Source organism: Bacillus sp. AFS098217, assembly GCF_002551815.1.
GTDB lineage: Bacteria > Bacillota > Bacilli > Bacillales > Bacillaceae_G > Bacillus_A.
In genome coordinates, this window is record NZ_NVPR01000032.1 from 327,804 (window position 1) to 343,646 (window position 15,843).

The following is a 15,843-nucleotide window of genomic DNA, read 5'->3' on the forward strand; positions in this document are numbered from 1 at the left end:
TCATACAGCCCATACTGTTTTTAAAAGACTTGCATATATTTAACACAATAAGGACAACCACTCTGAGACTACAGCAAATCACAAATATGGTCAGGAGGAACACAATGGTTTGGCTTATGCTAACTTTATCGGCACTTTGCATGGTTCTTGAATGGGTCTGTATTGGCTTTGGTATTTGGAAGGGGCTCTTCACGCGTTCGCCGCGAAAGGAGCGAGCAAAACAACTGTGGTATTACGGAGTTCTCGGGATTGGATGCTACGGACTTTCTTACCTTTTTTCGGAAATTGGACTTTTTTATTTATATACGAGCGCATGAAAAAAACTCCCTGTTAGGGAGTTTTTCATTTATAAAAATGATTATAGATAAGACTTAATCATTTTACGTGCTCTTCTCATATTGCGTTTGGAAAACATATCTTGTTTACGTGCATATTGATATGCCGCAGCCCCAATACCTAATGCGATTAATGAATTGCGTAGATTCAAAGTAAATCCCCCTTTTGATTATCCAATCGTTCGTTCATTCTCATCAAATAAATCATCAAGAGAACTAAGCGAACCATCTTCTTCTACTTGATGCGTATGGATTTTCCCCTTTGAAACCGATAATTCAATATAACAATTCCAGCAATAAAATTGGTTGACACCTATTTTTCCAATGTCCTTCCCTTTGCAATTTGGACAACTGAACATACGGCTTTCATCTCCTTAAAAACTCCCAGTTTCTATTCGCCATTATGTCCAAACTGCATTCATTTATACATGCTAGAACTGCTCTTACACTTTCAAAATAACGTTATACGCATCGAAAGATTCACTATATAATTTCACCTTACTACATAAAATCATACGGGGAAATGTTTTCCACATCCATCTCTTGACCATCAATCGTAACCATTTGCACTTCTCCTTGTGACTCCTGCAGGCGACCAGCTAGCGTCGTTTGACGCATTGCATCATCGAGACGATTCACACCGGATTGAAAGGCTGATTCTTCACCGCAAATAATTAAAAACTTTTTACTTCTCGTAATCCCTGTATAGATTAAATTCCGGCGCAGCATACGATAATAGCTCTTTACAATCGGCATAATTACAATTGGAAATTCACTACCTTGTGATTTATGAATCGAGCAACAATATGCATGCGTAATTTGATTTAAATCTGGCTTTATATACGTTACTTCAATCCCATCAAATGAAACGACGATCATGTCTTGTTGCTCGACATTCTCTTTCGCATAAAATACCGAGACAATTTCTCCAATATCACCATTAAACACTTGGCTTTCTGGTTGGTTGACTAATTGAAGTACTTTATCGCCCCTTCGGTATACAACGTCACCGTAGGCAATTTCTTTACTCTTTTCTTTTTTCGGATTAAATACTTCTTGAAGCGCCTCATTTAGCACATTAATCCCTGCTGGTCCGCGGTACATAGGCGCTAACACTTGCACATCTCTTGCGCTAAACCCTTTTGTCTTCGCGTTTTCACATACTTGTTTTACAACCTCAACAATTTGATTTCCTGTACATCCAATAAACGAGCGATCTTTTTTATTTTGCGCTAAATCTGGCGGCAATGTACCATTCTTTATTGCATGGGCAAGCTGAATTACGGATGATCCTTCTGCTTGACGATAGATTTCCGTTAATTTTACTGTTGGAATGGCACGTGCCTCTAATAAATCCTTTAATACTTGTCCAGGTCCTACAGATGGTAATTGATCTTCATCACCTACAACAATGACTTGCATATTTGTTGGTAATGATTTAAACAATTGATTTGCGAGCCAAATATCCACCATTGAAAACTCATCAATAATAAGCAACTTTCCTTGTACGGGGTCCGTTTCGTTACGCTGGAAAGATCCTTCTGGCGTCCAGCCAAGTAAACGATGAATTGTGCAAGCCGGGAGCCCCGTTGACTCACTCATTCGCTTTGCTGCTCTTCCTGTCGGAGCTGTTAAAAGAATCGGAAACGGATTATCATCACTATAATCTTTTGGGTTTAACGATAGCCCATGTAGTGACGCATACATTTCAACAATCCCTTTAATAACCGTTGTTTTCCCTGTTCCTGGTCCACCAGTTAATAGCATCATCGGCTTATGAAGCGCAGTTTGAATTGCTTCTTGCTGAAGCGGCGCATACTGTACTTTTAGCTGTTCTTCAATTTTCCCTAATGTCAATAACACTTCTGCTTCAGGAAATGACGGTGTCTCTTCTTGATTCATAAGACGACGGATTGACTTTACAACGCCTTTTTCAGAATAGAATAAAGAGGCTAAGTAAATGCGGGCTTCTTCTATAATGACTTTTCCTTCACCTTGCATCATTTCCACGCACTCTACAATATCTTCCTCTGTTACGGCACCTTCTTGCTTATTTAAAAGTGAAATGGTTTCCCGCACAAGTTGTCCCTTTTCCATATAAACATGACCATCTTGTAGCGAAACATTTTCTAGTGTATAAAAGCATCCCGCTCGTACGCGGTCATTATGATTCCCTGATATACCAAGCGCTCGTCCTATATCATCCGCTCTTCCAAAGCCTATTCCATCTACTTCCTCAATAAGCTGATACGGATTATTTCGAATTACTTCAAGTGTCATTTCTTTATACTGCTGATAAATCTTAATTGAGAGCTTCGTTCCAAAACCATAACCATTTAAAAAGCTCATGACCTTTTCAAGCCCTTGATGTTCGATAATCGTGTCGTATATTTCTTGTGCTTTTTGTTTGTTTACAACACCTTCTAGCGCAGCTGGGTCATCCATAATTTTAGAAATCGCATGTTCTCCAAGATGGTCAACAATCTTTTCTGCTGTTCGCTTCCCGATTCCTTTAAATAAATCACTTGCTAAGTATTGCACCATACCTGTTTTCGTTTGGGGCAGTTCCTTTTTAAACGTTTCAACTTGATATTGCTTTCCATACTTTGGATGGTCTTTAAAGTGACCTGTCAATGTAAACACTTCATCTTCATGCATACGGGGAAAGTGACCATTGATCATCACTTTTTTTTCGTCGTATGTTTCATTTGTTTCAATGATTTTCATACTGACAACGGAATAGAGGTTTTCTTCGTTGTGGAAAATGGTATGAAGAACTTGTGCTTTTATAAATTTTTGCTCTTCCTCAAACAAATCCATTGCATGTTGATTTTCCATTTGTCCTCTCCTTTCCGGTTTCTCTCACTCTAACAAGCAGTACAGCCCCCACCTCTTGGCCTACCCATTAGATGAGGGGTAACTGCACGTTAAAGTATCATTTTCATTCGCCTTCTTGCTCCAATAAACGAATGCCATTCCCTGCCAAAAAGTGATCTGGTTGAATGGCAGTCGCCTTCTTAAATAAAGCAAGTGCTTTCTCATTATTTTCTTCGAACACGTAAGCAACACCTAAATTATAATACGCATCCGCATGCTCTTCGTCCATTTGTAATACCTTTTCAAAATAAGGTTTTGCCTCTTGAATATGCTCTAGTCGTGCAAAGCATAATCCGCACTGAAATACCGCTTCTACATCCATCTCATCTAATTCAGTCGCCCTTTGTAAAAACGGTAACGCAAGACGATCATTTCCAAGCTGTACATGTGTAATACCAAGCATAAATGTCACATCAGCTGATTGCAATCCAGCTTGCATTGCTTGCTCAAACGCAAATTTTGCTTCTGCAAATTGTTCTTGTCCATAATATATGTTTCCTAGCCCATAATAGGCAGTAGCTGATTTTTCATCTAGTTCTAATGCACGTTTATAAAATAAAATTGCACGCTCGCTATCACCTAACACATCTAATAAATTTGCAAAGTTAATGTATCCAAGCGCATCTTTCGGATTTTCTTCAATTGCCTCTGTAAAATTTTTAGCTGCTTCTTCCCAGTTTCCTTCTTGCATATATTGAATGCCTGCTTCAAGTTTATTTGACATGATCTTCACCTCTACAACAAATTATAACAAAGAATCTATTTTCCGAGCGAACAAAAATTCGCGTTTATAAAGTGAAACTTTAATCAGTGGGGGGTCTTCGTCCCTCACTGATTATTAGCCCTCACCAATCGGGCTTTTACGTGCAGCTTATCTCACACCTCACTTCTTTAAAAAAGCGGAAGCGACTCGCTCAGAAACGGCCGGAGATTCTAGCCACTAGAGTTGGACAATGCTTTCACTAAATTTTAAAGTGGAAGTATTACTGCCCGCAAATAGCGGGATAAAAAAGAAACCTCTAACCGCTAATCGGCAGAGGCTTCTCATTTTTATCCTAAATAGTCTAATTTCTTACCACTACGATATACTTCATCAATTGTAGCGCCGCCTAAGCATTCATCTCCGTCATAGAAGACAACTGCTTGTCCTGGCGTAATTGCGCGAATTGGTTCGTCACAAAGAATACGAATCGTATTCTCATCAACGATTTGAACCGTTACTTTGTTATCCTCTTGACGATAACGGAATTTCGCTGTGCATTTAAATTCCTTTTCTTTAGCTCTGTTGCTTACCCAGCTTACATTTGTAGCAATGACTTCATCACCATATAGAAGCTCATTATGGAATCCTTGATCAACATATAAAATGTTTTCTTTCAAGTTTTTCCCAACAGCAAACCACGGATCACCATTACCACCAATACCAAGACCATGACGTTGTCCAATTGTATAATACATAAGACCGTCATGTTTCCCTTTCACTTCACCAGATAATGTTTGCATCACACCTGGTTGAGCTGGCAAGTAGTTGCTTAAGAAATCTTTAAAGTTACGCTCACCGATAAAGCAAATACCTGTACTATCTTTTTTTGTTGCTGTCGCTAAACCAGCTTCTTTCGCCATTTCACGAATTTGCGGTTTCTTTAATTCACCTAACGGGAACATCGTTTTTGATAGTTGCTCTTGGCTTAATTGATTTAAGAAGTAGGTTTGATCCTTATTATCATCAACGCCGCGAAGCATTTTATATTCGCCGTCCATATAAGCAACACGTGCATAATGACCTGTCGCTACATAATCAGCACCAAGCGCAATCGCATGCTCTAAAAAGGCTTTAAATTTAATTTCTTTGTTACACATTACATCTGGGTTTGGTGTACGACCAGCTCGGTACTCATCTAAAAAGTACGTAAATACTTTATCCCAGTATTGTTTTTCAAAATTTACTGCATAATATGGAATGCCAATTTGATTGCACACTTCGATTACATCGTTGTAATCTTCTGTTGCTGTACAGACACCATTCTCGTCTGTATCATCCCAGTTTTTCATAAAAATCCCGATTACATCATAACCTTGCTCTTTTAATAAAAGAGCTGCTACAGATGAATCGACGCCACCGGACATCCCAATGACAACGCGTGTTTCGTGAGGTAGTTTGTTCATCACGTCACCTCCCATGCTAGTTTTGTGTTAATCGCTTCACGATTTTCACTGTTTCGTACGCCACTTTTTCCACTTGTTCTTTCGTATTGCCAAGACCAAAGCTAAAACGTACGGATGAACGTATTTGATCGGAGTCTTTTCCAAACATCGCTACTAACACATGTGAAGGATCAATAGAACCAGCTGTACATGCAGAACCACTTGATACTGCAATACCTGCTAAGTCTAAGTTTACAAGAAATGGTTCAATATCCATTCCTGTGAAACTTACATTAAATACATGTGGTAAGCGATGCTCTAAGTTTCCGTTTACCTCAAAAGTAATGTCTTCTTTTTTAAAGACAGATACCATTATATCTTTAAATTCTTCATATTGGGCAATTTTTTGCTCACGTGTTTCTTCCACAAGAAGAATAGCATGCTGAAGTCCCACAATACTAGGTACATTTTCCGTACCTGCACGGCGTTTTCGCTCTTGCTCCCCGCCTGTTAATAAAGGTTCAAATTTCACCCCTGTGCTAGCATATAAAAATCCTACACCTTTTGGACCATTAATTTTATGAGCTGAAATGGATAATAAATCAATGCCTAATTTTTTCACATCAATTGCTGTTAAACCATAGGCTTGTACAGCATCCGTATGGAAATAAGCTTGATGTTCTTTTAACAGTTCTCCAATTTCCGCAATCGGTTGAACTGTCCCCACTTCATTATTCCCAAACATAACCGATACAAGAATCGTTTGATCTGTTACTGCCTCTTGCACATCAGAAATTTGAACACGCCCCGTTGTATCAACAGGTAAATACGTCACTTCAAATCCTGCGCGCTCTAGCACTTCACATGTATGCAAGATTGCATGATGTTCAATCTTTGTTGTAATAATATGATTTCCTTTATGGCGATTTGCACGAGCTACACCTAAAAGTGCTAAATTATCAGCCTCTGTGCCACCGCTTGTAAAAATAATTTCATTTGGATTTGCATTGATGCTGCGCGCACAAACGCGTCTTGCCTCATCTACAGCATGGCGCGCTTGACGTCCATAAAAATGAATACTAGACGGATTACCAAACGTCTCTGTCATATACGGAATCATCTTTTCGACTACTTCTGGGTGAAGCTTAGATGTCGCAGCATGATCTAAGTAAATGCGTTCCATCAGATCTCCTTCTTTCCAAATCGTTTCACAAGGAATTAAATGTAAAACATGTAACCCCCATGATTTTCTTCCTCGTAACGTACTAAATCTTCTAAAGTTGTACTATCTAATACTTCTTGCACTGCGTCACGAACACGCATCCATAATTGGCGTTGTGCTGGTTCTTCCTCTTCTAGCATTTCCACAACGCTAATCGGGCCTTCTAATACACGAATTACGTCACCAGCCGTAATATTAGCTGGTTGGTCAGATAATACATAACCACCATATGCACCGCGCGTACTTTTTACAAGACGAGCGTTACGAAGTGGAGAAATTAATTGTTCTAAATAATGCTCAGATAAGTCGTGCGCCTGTGCAATTGATTTTAATGAAATTGGGCCTTCGCCAAACTTTTTTGCAAGATCAATCATAATTGTTAAACCGTAGCGGCCCTTCGTTGAAATTTTCATCTATTTCGCACCTCTTTTCAGAATTTCACTTCTATTGGTTTCATCTTTATTCGTAAGAAAACATAATTTAAAAATCAAAATCCTATGAAATTATAGCATAATATAGTATTATAAGAAATTTCAACTTATGTATTCAAAATGATAACATAAAGTGAAACTTTAATCAGCGGGGAGCTTTATCCCCCGCTGATTATTAGCCCTTACCAATCGGGCTTTTACGGGCAGTTTATCTCCCACCTAACTTCTTAGCTTTCCCTGAGGTTTAAGGTGGGAATATTACTGCCCGCGAATAGCGGGGTAAAATCACATTGAAACACTCGGGAATTATTACAATTAAGGAAAGAATGAAAATCTTCATTTTCATTCCTTACATAAAACAGCATCATATTTCAATTTTTTATGAAAAAGATGATACGATAGACTGAGATTATATACTAAGGGAGACGGTCAAAATGAAACAACCACTCGCACATCGAATGCGTCCAACAACTATTCAAGACATCATTGGACAACAGCATTTAGTTGGTGAAGGGAAAATTTTATGGCGAATGGTCCAAGCAAACCATTTCCAATCGATGATTTTATACGGTCCCCCAGGTACAGGAAAAACATCGATTGCTAGTGCAATTGCTGGCAGTACAGGAACGCCATTTCGTCTATTAAATGCTGTTACGCATAATAAAAAAGATATGGAAGTGGTCGTACAAGAAGCCAAGATGCACCGCCACCTTGTTTTAATTTTAGATGAGGTCCATCGCTTAGATAAAGCTAAGCAAGACTTCCTCTTACCACATTTAGAAAGCGGTCTTCTTACCTTAATTGGCGCAACAACGAGCAATCCATTCCATGCGATCAACTCTGCCATCCGTAGTCGATGCCAAATCTTTGAACTACATACACTAACAGAAGATGAAATTTTAATTGGCTTAAAACGAGCCCTTGTAGATAAAGAAAAAGGTCTTGGAGAATATCATGTAACTGTTACAGATGAAGCACTACGCCACTTTGCAAATGCCTCTGGTGGAGATATGCGTTCTGCTTATAATGCACTTGAACTTGCTGTTTTATCTAGCTTTACAACAGACGATCAGGAAGCAGAAATCACATTAGACATTGCAGAAGAATGTTTGCAGAAAAAAAGCTTTGTTCACGATAAAGGCGGTGATGCGCATTATGACGTACTATCTGCCTTTCAAAAATCAGTGCGCGGAAGCGATGTAAACGCTGCACTTCATTATTTAGCCCGCCTTATTGAAGCTGGTGACTTACAAAGTATTGGGAGACGTCTTCTTATTATGGCGTATGAAGATATCGGGCTTGCTAGTCCGCAAGCCGGACCACGTACACTTGCTGCGATTGAATCGGCGGAACGCGTCGGATTCCCAGAAGCTCGCATTCCGCTTGCCAATGCAGTTATCGAACTTTGTCTCTCTCCAAAATCAAATTCAGCGTACAAGGCGCTTGATGCAGCACTTCACGACTTACGGAACGGACAAACAGGCGATGTCCCAAATCACTTGAAAGATAGTCACTATAAAGGGGCTGAATCATTAGGTAGAGGCACTGAATACTTATATCCACACGATTATCCAAACGGCTGGGTACAGCAACAATACTTACCAGATAAAATAAAAAACAAACAATATTATAAACCGAAAACGACCGGAAAATTCGAGCAGGCACTCTCAACTGTATATGAAAGATTGCAAAGTTCGCATAAAAGCAAACCAAAAGGGTAATCTAAGCGAAAACGACATGATAATGGAGGTTTCGCTTATGAAAACACGCCAAGATGCATGGACAAGAGAAGACGATCTCCTTTTAGCAGAAACCGTTTTACGGCATATTCGCAGCGGAAGTACTCAGCTGAAAGCATTTGAGGAAGTTGGCGACAAATTAAACCGTACTTCTGCCGCTTGTGGGTTCCGCTGGAATGCCGAAGTAAGACCAAATTACGAGGATGCTGTACAGCTTGCTAAGAAGCAAAGAAAAGAGTTAAAACGTTCTGAAGCAAATATAGAAAAAGAACAACTATTAAAGTCGAAACAAAAAGAGAAAATCGTAATTGATGCTGAATTTTCCGAAGACCTTATTTCTAGTAAACACTCTCTTACAATACAAGATGTCATCTCATTCTTACAAAACTTAAATCAGCATAGTTCCCATCTAACAAATTTACAAACTGAAAATAAAGCATTGCAGGTTAAACTCACTTCATTACAAAAGACGAATGATGAACTAGAAATAAAATTAGCAACGTTAACGAAAAAGCAACAAACAATCGAAGAAGATTATGCAATGCTTGTTAGAATTATGGACCGTGCACGGAAGCTTGTTTTAGCAAATCATCCAGAAGAACAAATTGCACCTATTTTCAAAACAGATCAGAACGGAAATTTAGATATTATTTATACGGCTGAAAATTGAAATACGCCCCACCTAGCAAAAAGATACGATTTGAAAGGAGAGATTATCTTTTCTTTCATTGACAATTTTCGAAATTCCACTCAAAGTTCTCGTATTAATTGTAGGATTTTTTGCAATTAGAAGCTTAAAAAGAAATCACTCATACAAATTAAAAAGCGTATATCCCCACGGAACATACGCTTTTTTTGTTTCTTTATTCTTGTCCTACACGCTTCACTTCTACATGCTTCAAGCGTTCACGTACAACGTGACTCGCCATAATTAACCCTGCAACAGATGGTACAAATGCATTTGAGGAAGGTGGTAATTTCGCTTTACGAATTTTTGCATTTTCGTCTGGCACGATTTCTTTACGAACCTCTTCGCGAATTACGATTGGGTTTTCATCAGAGAAAACAACTTTCACACCTTTTTTAATACCTTCTTTACGAAGCTTCGTACGAATCACTTTCGCAATTGGGTCTGTGTGCGTTTTAGAAATATCCGCAATACGGAAACGAGTTGGGTCCATTTTATTTGCTGCACCCATACTTGAGATAATTTTAATTTTACGTCGTAAACATTGTTTAATTAAATGAATTTTGAATGTAATTGTATCAGATGCATCCACTACGAAATCTAAACCATACTTAAAGAACTCTTCGTATGTTTCATCTGTATAAAACATTTCTAATGCGATAACTTCGCAGTCTGGATTAATATCAGCAATACGCTCTTTCATTAGTTCTACTTTTGAACGACCTACAGTAGAAAGTAATGCATGGATTTGACGGTTCACATTTGTAATATCGACAACGTCTTTATCAACTAATACAAGGCGTCCTACACCAGAACGCGCTAACGCTTCTGCTGCAAATGAGCCTACGCCGCCAATTCCTAAAATACCAACTGTACTATTTTTTAATATTTCAAGACCTTCTTTTCCGAAGGCTAATTCATTACGCGAAAATTGATGTAACATGCGTTCTACACTCCTATTACAAAAATGGCCTACCATGTATTCTAGCGTTTTTCCGACTATTTGTATAGAAAAAGTTGCAGAATTCCTAAAAATAAATATTCCAAAAGCATAAGAAAGAAATCCGAATCGTTCTATGACTAGATGAAGTAAGCTTAAAAATTTGTTTTAAAATCAAAACCCTTAAGTTATACTGAAATAATATCTAAATATATTAAGGAGATAACATTATGGATTGGAAAGAAAAAAACGAAATTATTGAGAGTATTCCACAAAAAGGTTTTTTTGGACATCCTAAAGGTTTATTCACTTTATTCTTTACGGAATTTTGGGAAAGATTTTCTTACTATGGAATGAGGGCCATATTACTTTACTATATGTATTATTCCATTGCAAAAGGCGGATTAGGGATTGATCAAGCTACTGCCACCTCGATTATGGCGATTTATGGATCCCTATTATATATGTCCAGTATTATTGGTGGTTGGGTCTCCGATCGTCTACTTGGTTCAAGTAGAACTGTTTTTTGGGGCGGCATTTTAATTATGGTTGGTCACCTTATTCTATCACTGCCAGGTAGTATTACTACTTTATTTATATCGATGGTATTTTTAATACTTGGAACAGGATTATTAAAACCAAACATCTCTAGTATTGTTGGAAATTTATATAGTGAATCAGACACACGTCGAGACTCCGGGTTTAGCATTTTCTATATGGGCATTAATCTAGGTGCTCTTGTAGCTCCTCTTGTTGTTGGTACATTAGGTCAACAATATAATTTCCATCTTGGTTTTGGAATTGCGGCAGTTGGTATGATGGTAGGCTTATCAATATTTGTGTTTACGAAAAAGAAGACTCTTGGTTTAGCTGGTACACAAATACCAAACCCTTTAACAAGTATTGAACGAAAGAAAACACTTAAACAATTTAGCATAAGCATACTTGTTATAGTATTCTTATGTGCTGTTACAATACCCACTGGGTTATTAACTATTAATCGTTTTACTTTTTTAATAAGTATCTTAGGAATTATTATTCCTACTTGCTACTTCATTTATATGTACCGTAGTCCAAAAACTACAAAGGTTGAACGCTCTCGCCTTCTTGCTTATATACCGTTATTTATTGCAGCTACAATGTTTTGGGCTATACAAGAGCAAGGTGCAATTATTTTAGCTACCTATGCTGATCAACGGACCCAGTTACAATTTGCTGGCTTCAAAATACAATCTGCATGGTTTCAATCATTGAGTCCTATATTTATAGTAATACTGGCACCATTATTTGCATGGGTTTGGGTAAAACTTAATACACGCCAACCTTCTACTACAAATAAATTTGCTATCGGATTACTTTTTGCTGGATTATCATTCTTGATTATGATTATTCCTGCTTATATTAACGGTACAGATTCTCTAGTAAGTCCTATCTGGTTAGTTCTTAGCTTTTTGTTAATAGTAATTGGGGAAGTTTGTTTATCACCTGCAGGATTATCAATAACAACAAAATTAGCTCCAGCTGCGTTTTCAGCACAAACAATAAGTTTATGGTTTTTATCTACTGCATCCGCACAAGCTATAAATGCACAGGTTGTAAAACTATACAATCCTGCAACAGAAATTATTTACTTTGGAGTTATTGGAGCTATATCTATCGTATTAAGTATAATATTATTTATGCTATCAACAAAAATTCAAAGCTTCATGAAAGGGCTCCACTAATATCCATTTGATCAAAACGAAAAGCTGGTATTGCACCAGCTTTTTTATTTTTACCTTTGTAAACTTACTATATACCATGAAATTTAAAAACACTACCCTAAAAAAGAAGCCTAGATGGCTTTAGTATAACCATCTAGGCTCCGTTCTTACTTCTCTTCTTTCACGTTTAACTGTAAGTTAAGTTCTTCAAGCTGCGCTCCTGCAACTGGGCTTGGCGCATCTGTTAATAAACAGCTTGCACTTGCCGTTTTAGGAAATGCGATTGTATCGCGAAGGTTTGTACGACCTGCAAGTAACATTACAAGACGGTCTAAACCTAATGCAATTCCGCCGTGTGGTGGTGTACCATATTCGAACGCTTCTAATAAGAATCCGAATTGCTCTTGTGCTTCTTCTTGTGAGAATCCAAGTGCTTTGAACATTTTTTCTTGTACATCACGCTCATAAATACGAAGTGAGCCACCGCCAAGCTCATAACCGTTTAATACAAGATCGTATGCTTGTGCACGCGCTTTTTCTGGTGCTGTTTCTAATAACTCAACATCTTCACGGAACGGCATTGTGAATGGATGGTGCGCTGCGAAGTAACGATCAGCATCTTCATCGTACTCAAGAAGTGGCCAGTCAGTTACCCATAAGAAGTTAAATTTGCTTTCATCAATTAATTCAAGCTCTTTCCCTAATCGTAAACGAAGTGCACCTAAGCTATCTGCAACGACACTCTTCTTATCCGCAACGAATAGTAATAAGTCTCCAGCAGCCCCATCTAATGTATTCATTAGTACATTTGCATCTTCTTCGCCGAAGAATTTCGCAATCGGTCCTTTTAAGCCATCTTCTTCAACTTTTAACCAAGCCAAACCTTTTGCTCCGTATACTTTTACGAATTCAGTTAATGCGTCGATGTCTTTACGAGAATATTTACCTGCCGCACCTTTTGCATTAATTGCTTTTACTTGTCCACCGCTCTCTACAGCGCTTGTAAATACTTTGAATCCACATCCTGCTGCGAATTCAGATAGGTCAGTAAGCTCCATCGCAAAGCGCGTATCTGGCTTATCAGAACCGTAGCGAGCCATTGCATCAGCGTATGTCATACGAGGGAATGGTGCGTTAATTTCTACACCTTTCGCATCCTTCATAACTTTCGTCATCATGCGCTCCATCATATCTAAAATTTCTTCTTGTGTTAAGAATGAAGCCTCAATGTCGATTTGTGTGAATTCTGGTTGACGGTCTGCACGTAAATCTTCATCACGGAAACAACGTGCTACTTGATAGTAACGCTCAAATCCACCGACCATAAGAAGCTGTTTAAATAGCTGCGGGGATTGAGGCAATGCATAAAATTCACCGTCGTGCACACGGCTTGGTACTAAATAGTCACGTGCGCCTTCTGGTGTGCTCTTCGTTAAAATTGGTGTTTCAACCTCTAAGAACTCTTCTGAATCTAAGAAGTTACGAATTGTTTTTGTTACGTCGTGACGCATTTTAAATGTGTTGTACATAACAGGACGACGTAAATCTAAATAACGATATTTTAAACGAACATCTTCTGATGCATCTGTATCATCAGCAATAATAATTGGCGTTGTTTTCGCTGCATTTAATACATTTACTTTCGTTGCCTGTACTTCAATGCGGCCAGTTGCCATATTATCGTTAATCGCACCTTCTGCACGTTCAACAACTGTACCTTCTACGTGTAACACGTATTCACTACGAATTGTTTCTGCTACTTCTAGTGCTTCTTTTGATGTTTCTGGGTTAAATACAACTTGCACGATACCTGTACGGTCACGTAAATCGATGAAAATTAGTCCACCTAAGTCACGGCGTTTTTGTACCCAACCTTTTAATTGAACTGTTTGTCCAGCTGCTTCTACTGTTACTTTTCCACACGCATGTGTTCTTTCAGCCATTGTTAGTTCCCCCTATATTAATTTCTCTGCTACATATGAAGCAAATACATCTAATGCTACTTCCTCTTGCTCACCTGTTGCCATATCTTTTAAGTTAATGATGCCTTTATCTAACTCATCTTCACCTAATACAGCTACATATTTTGCCTTTAGACGATCTGCGGATTTAAATTGTGCTTTCATTTTGCGATCTAAATAATCTTTTTCAACTGATAATCCAGCTTTGCGAAGATCAAACGCAACTTTTGCAGCATGATCTTTCGCTTTGTCACCAAGTGCTACAATATAGCAATCAATGTTATGCTCAATTGGTAACTCAATATTTTCAGCTTTTAGTGCCATGATTAAACGCTCGATACTCATCGCAAAACCGATACCAGGCATTTCTGGACCACCGATTTCTTGTACAAGTCCGTTATAACGACCGCCACCACTTAATGTTGTGATTGCACCGAAACCTTCTGCTTCACTCATAATTTCAAAAACAGTGTGCTGGTAGTAGTCTAAACCACGTACTAAATTTGGATCCTTTTCAAATGGAACGCCCATCATCGTTAATAACTCTTGTACTTTTTCGTAGTATACTGCTGAGTCTTCGTTTAAGTACTCTGTAATAGATGGTGCTGTGCTCATTAATTCATGATCACGATCTTTTTTACAGTCTAAAATACGAAGTGGGTTCTTTTCTAAACGAGATTGACAGTCAGAGCAGAACTCGCCAATGCGAGGCTCAAAGTGAGCGATTAGTGCATCACGATGCGCTTGACGGCTCGCTGCATCACCTAAGCTGTTCAGTACAACTTTAATATTTTTTAAGCCCATGCCACGGTAAAATTCCACAGCAAGTGCAATTACTTCTGCATCAATTGCTGGATCATTACTACCGATCGCTTCAATACCGAATTGCACAAACTGACGATAACGACCTGCTTGTGGTCTTTCGTAACGGAACATTTGACCGATATAGTATAGTTTCGTCGGCTGCGTTGCATCACCGAACATTTTATTTTCAACATAAGAACGTACAACAGGTGCTGTACCTTCTGGACGCAGTGTTAAGTTACGCTCACCTCGATCCTGGAATGAGTACATTTCTTTTTGAACGATATCCGTTGTATCACCAACACCGCGTAAAAATAGCTCTGTGTGTTCAAAAATTGGTGTGCGAATTTCTTTATAGTTGTAACGACGGCAAATTTCGCGTGCTTGCCCTTCAATATACTGCCATAACTCAACACTACCTGGAAGAATATCTTGCGTTCCGCGTGGAATTTGAATAGACATATTCAGTTCCTCCTCAAATTATTTTAATCTTAATAAAAATAAAAAAACTCCCGCCTCTACTGATTATCCAGTAGGGACGAGAGTATTATACCCGTGGTGCCACCCTAATTTGAAGCACATATGCTTCCACTTTTTTAATAACGCTTAAATTTGCGTTCAATCTCTACTAAGCATATAAGCCTTTCAAGTTGAAACCTACAGAGTGTCCTTCAATCAGTCATCATGTAGAAATGTTTTCAGCCTTAGACATTTCTTCTCTTTCCATGTGTGTCTCATTTACTCTTCTCTATCATCGGTTCTCTTCATATGTAAATATAAAATTACTATACGTTTGTTCACAGCGATTGTCAAGTGCCCTAGGAGCGTTCCATCTGCTTCTTTAAACGTTTTACATCTTGTAATGAAATACCAAATTCAGAAGCAAGCTCCATCGAAGTATTGTTTTGTTCTTTTGCAATAAACTCATGAAAATTCACATTAAATAATTGATTGGCACCGTTCATAACAGAGTGCCCTTTTTCGTTCATGCGCATACG

The 15,843-nt window shown here is 38.4% G+C and carries 15 protein-coding genes and 1 other annotated feature; of the genes, 4 read left to right on the forward strand and 11 right to left on the reverse strand.

Annotated features, from left to right (window positions below; all coding sequences use genetic code 11):
* Positions 1-104 precede the first annotated feature (104 nt).
* Complete coding sequence (locus COO03_RS09975) at positions 105-317, forward strand: hypothetical protein (protein WP_097897017.1); 213 nt, start codon at positions 105-107, stop codon at positions 315-317.
* Between the two features lie 41 nt (positions 318-358).
* Here COO03_RS09975 and COO03_RS09980 read toward each other — a convergent pair whose 3' ends face one another.
* The 7 genes from COO03_RS09980 to cymR all read right to left on the reverse strand — a co-directional run bounded on the left by COO03_RS09980 (position 359) and on the right by cymR (position 6,992).
* Complete coding sequence (locus COO03_RS09980; RefSeq protein WP_097897018.1) at positions 359-487, reverse strand: YrzQ family protein; 129 nt, start codon at positions 485-487, stop codon at positions 359-361.
* An 18-nt stretch (positions 488-505) separates the two neighbouring features.
* The gene (locus tag COO03_RS09985) at positions 506-694 is read right to left on the reverse strand and encodes a hypothetical protein (protein WP_000490499.1); all 189 of its coding nucleotides are present in this window, start codon (positions 692-694) and stop codon (positions 506-508) included.
* 142 nt (positions 695-836) lie between these two features.
* Complete coding sequence (recD2, locus tag COO03_RS09990) at positions 837-3,173, reverse strand: SF1B family DNA helicase RecD2 (protein ID WP_097897019.1); 2,337 nt, start codon at positions 3,171-3,173, stop codon at positions 837-839.
* Between the two features lie 103 nt (positions 3,174-3,276).
* Positions 3,277-3,936 carry a tetratricopeptide repeat protein gene (locus COO03_RS09995; RefSeq protein ID WP_097897020.1) on the reverse strand — a complete coding sequence of 220 codons (660 nt, stop codon included), beginning with the start codon at positions 3,934-3,936 and terminating at the stop codon, positions 3,277-3,279.
* A gap of 326 nt (positions 3,937-4,262) precedes the next feature.
* Positions 4,263-5,378 carry a tRNA 2-thiouridine(34) synthase MnmA gene (gene mnmA / locus COO03_RS10000; RefSeq protein WP_097897021.1) on the reverse strand — a complete coding sequence of 372 codons (1,116 nt, stop codon included), beginning with the start codon at positions 5,376-5,378 and terminating at the stop codon, positions 4,263-4,265.
* A gap of 16 nt (positions 5,379-5,394) precedes the next feature.
* Positions 5,395-6,540, reverse strand: coding sequence for a cysteine desulfurase family protein (locus COO03_RS10005; RefSeq protein ID WP_097897022.1), 1,146 nt, complete (start codon positions 6,538-6,540; stop codon positions 5,395-5,397).
* A 35-nt stretch (positions 6,541-6,575) separates the two neighbouring features.
* Positions 6,576-6,992: a cysteine metabolism transcriptional regulator CymR gene (gene cymR, locus COO03_RS10010; RefSeq protein ID WP_097897023.1), complete on the reverse strand. Its 417-nt coding sequence runs from the start codon at positions 6,990-6,992 to the stop codon at positions 6,576-6,578.
* Between the two features lie 452 nt (positions 6,993-7,444).
* Here cymR and COO03_RS10015 point away from each other — a divergent pair, with 452 nt between their 5' ends.
* Both COO03_RS10015 and COO03_RS10020 read left to right on the forward strand, forming a co-directional pair.
* Positions 7,445-8,731, forward strand: coding sequence for a replication-associated recombination protein A (locus tag COO03_RS10015; protein ID WP_097897024.1), 1,287 nt, complete (start codon positions 7,445-7,447; stop codon positions 8,729-8,731).
* A gap of 37 nt (positions 8,732-8,768) precedes the next feature.
* The gene (locus tag COO03_RS10020; RefSeq protein WP_097897025.1) at positions 8,769-9,419 is read left to right on the forward strand and encodes an RsfA family transcriptional regulator; all 651 of its coding nucleotides are present in this window, start codon (positions 8,769-8,771) and stop codon (positions 9,417-9,419) included.
* A 193-nt stretch (positions 9,420-9,612) separates the two neighbouring features.
* Here COO03_RS10020 and COO03_RS10025 read toward each other — a convergent pair whose 3' ends face one another.
* Entirely contained in the window at positions 9,613-10,380 is a 768-nt protein-coding gene (locus COO03_RS10025; RefSeq protein WP_097897026.1) for a tRNA threonylcarbamoyladenosine dehydratase, read from the reverse strand.
* A 227-nt stretch (positions 10,381-10,607) separates the two neighbouring features.
* Here COO03_RS10025 and COO03_RS10030 point away from each other — a divergent pair, with 227 nt between their 5' ends.
* The gene (locus COO03_RS10030) at positions 10,608-12,101 is read left to right on the forward strand and encodes a peptide MFS transporter (protein WP_097897027.1); all 1,494 of its coding nucleotides are present in this window, start codon (positions 10,608-10,610) and stop codon (positions 12,099-12,101) included.
* A gap of 146 nt (positions 12,102-12,247) precedes the next feature.
* Here COO03_RS10030 and aspS read toward each other — a convergent pair whose 3' ends face one another.
* The 3 genes from aspS to COO03_RS26965 form a co-directional block, all read right to left on the reverse strand.
* Positions 12,248-14,023, reverse strand: coding sequence for an aspartate--tRNA ligase (aspS, locus tag COO03_RS10035; RefSeq protein ID WP_097897028.1), 1,776 nt, complete (start codon positions 14,021-14,023; stop codon positions 12,248-12,250).
* A gap of 12 nt (positions 14,024-14,035) precedes the next feature.
* Positions 14,036-15,307, reverse strand: coding sequence for a histidine--tRNA ligase (gene hisS, locus COO03_RS10040; protein WP_097897029.1), 1,272 nt, complete (start codon positions 15,305-15,307; stop codon positions 14,036-14,038).
* A 69-nt stretch (positions 15,308-15,376) separates the two neighbouring features.
* Positions 15,377-15,609: a binding site (T-box leader), on the reverse strand.
* A 54-nt stretch (positions 15,610-15,663) separates the two neighbouring features.
* Positions 15,664-15,840 carry a hypothetical protein gene (locus COO03_RS26965; protein ID WP_097897030.1) on the reverse strand — a complete coding sequence of 59 codons (177 nt, stop codon included), beginning with the start codon at positions 15,838-15,840 and terminating at the stop codon, positions 15,664-15,666.
* Positions 15,841-15,843 lie beyond the last annotated feature (3 nt).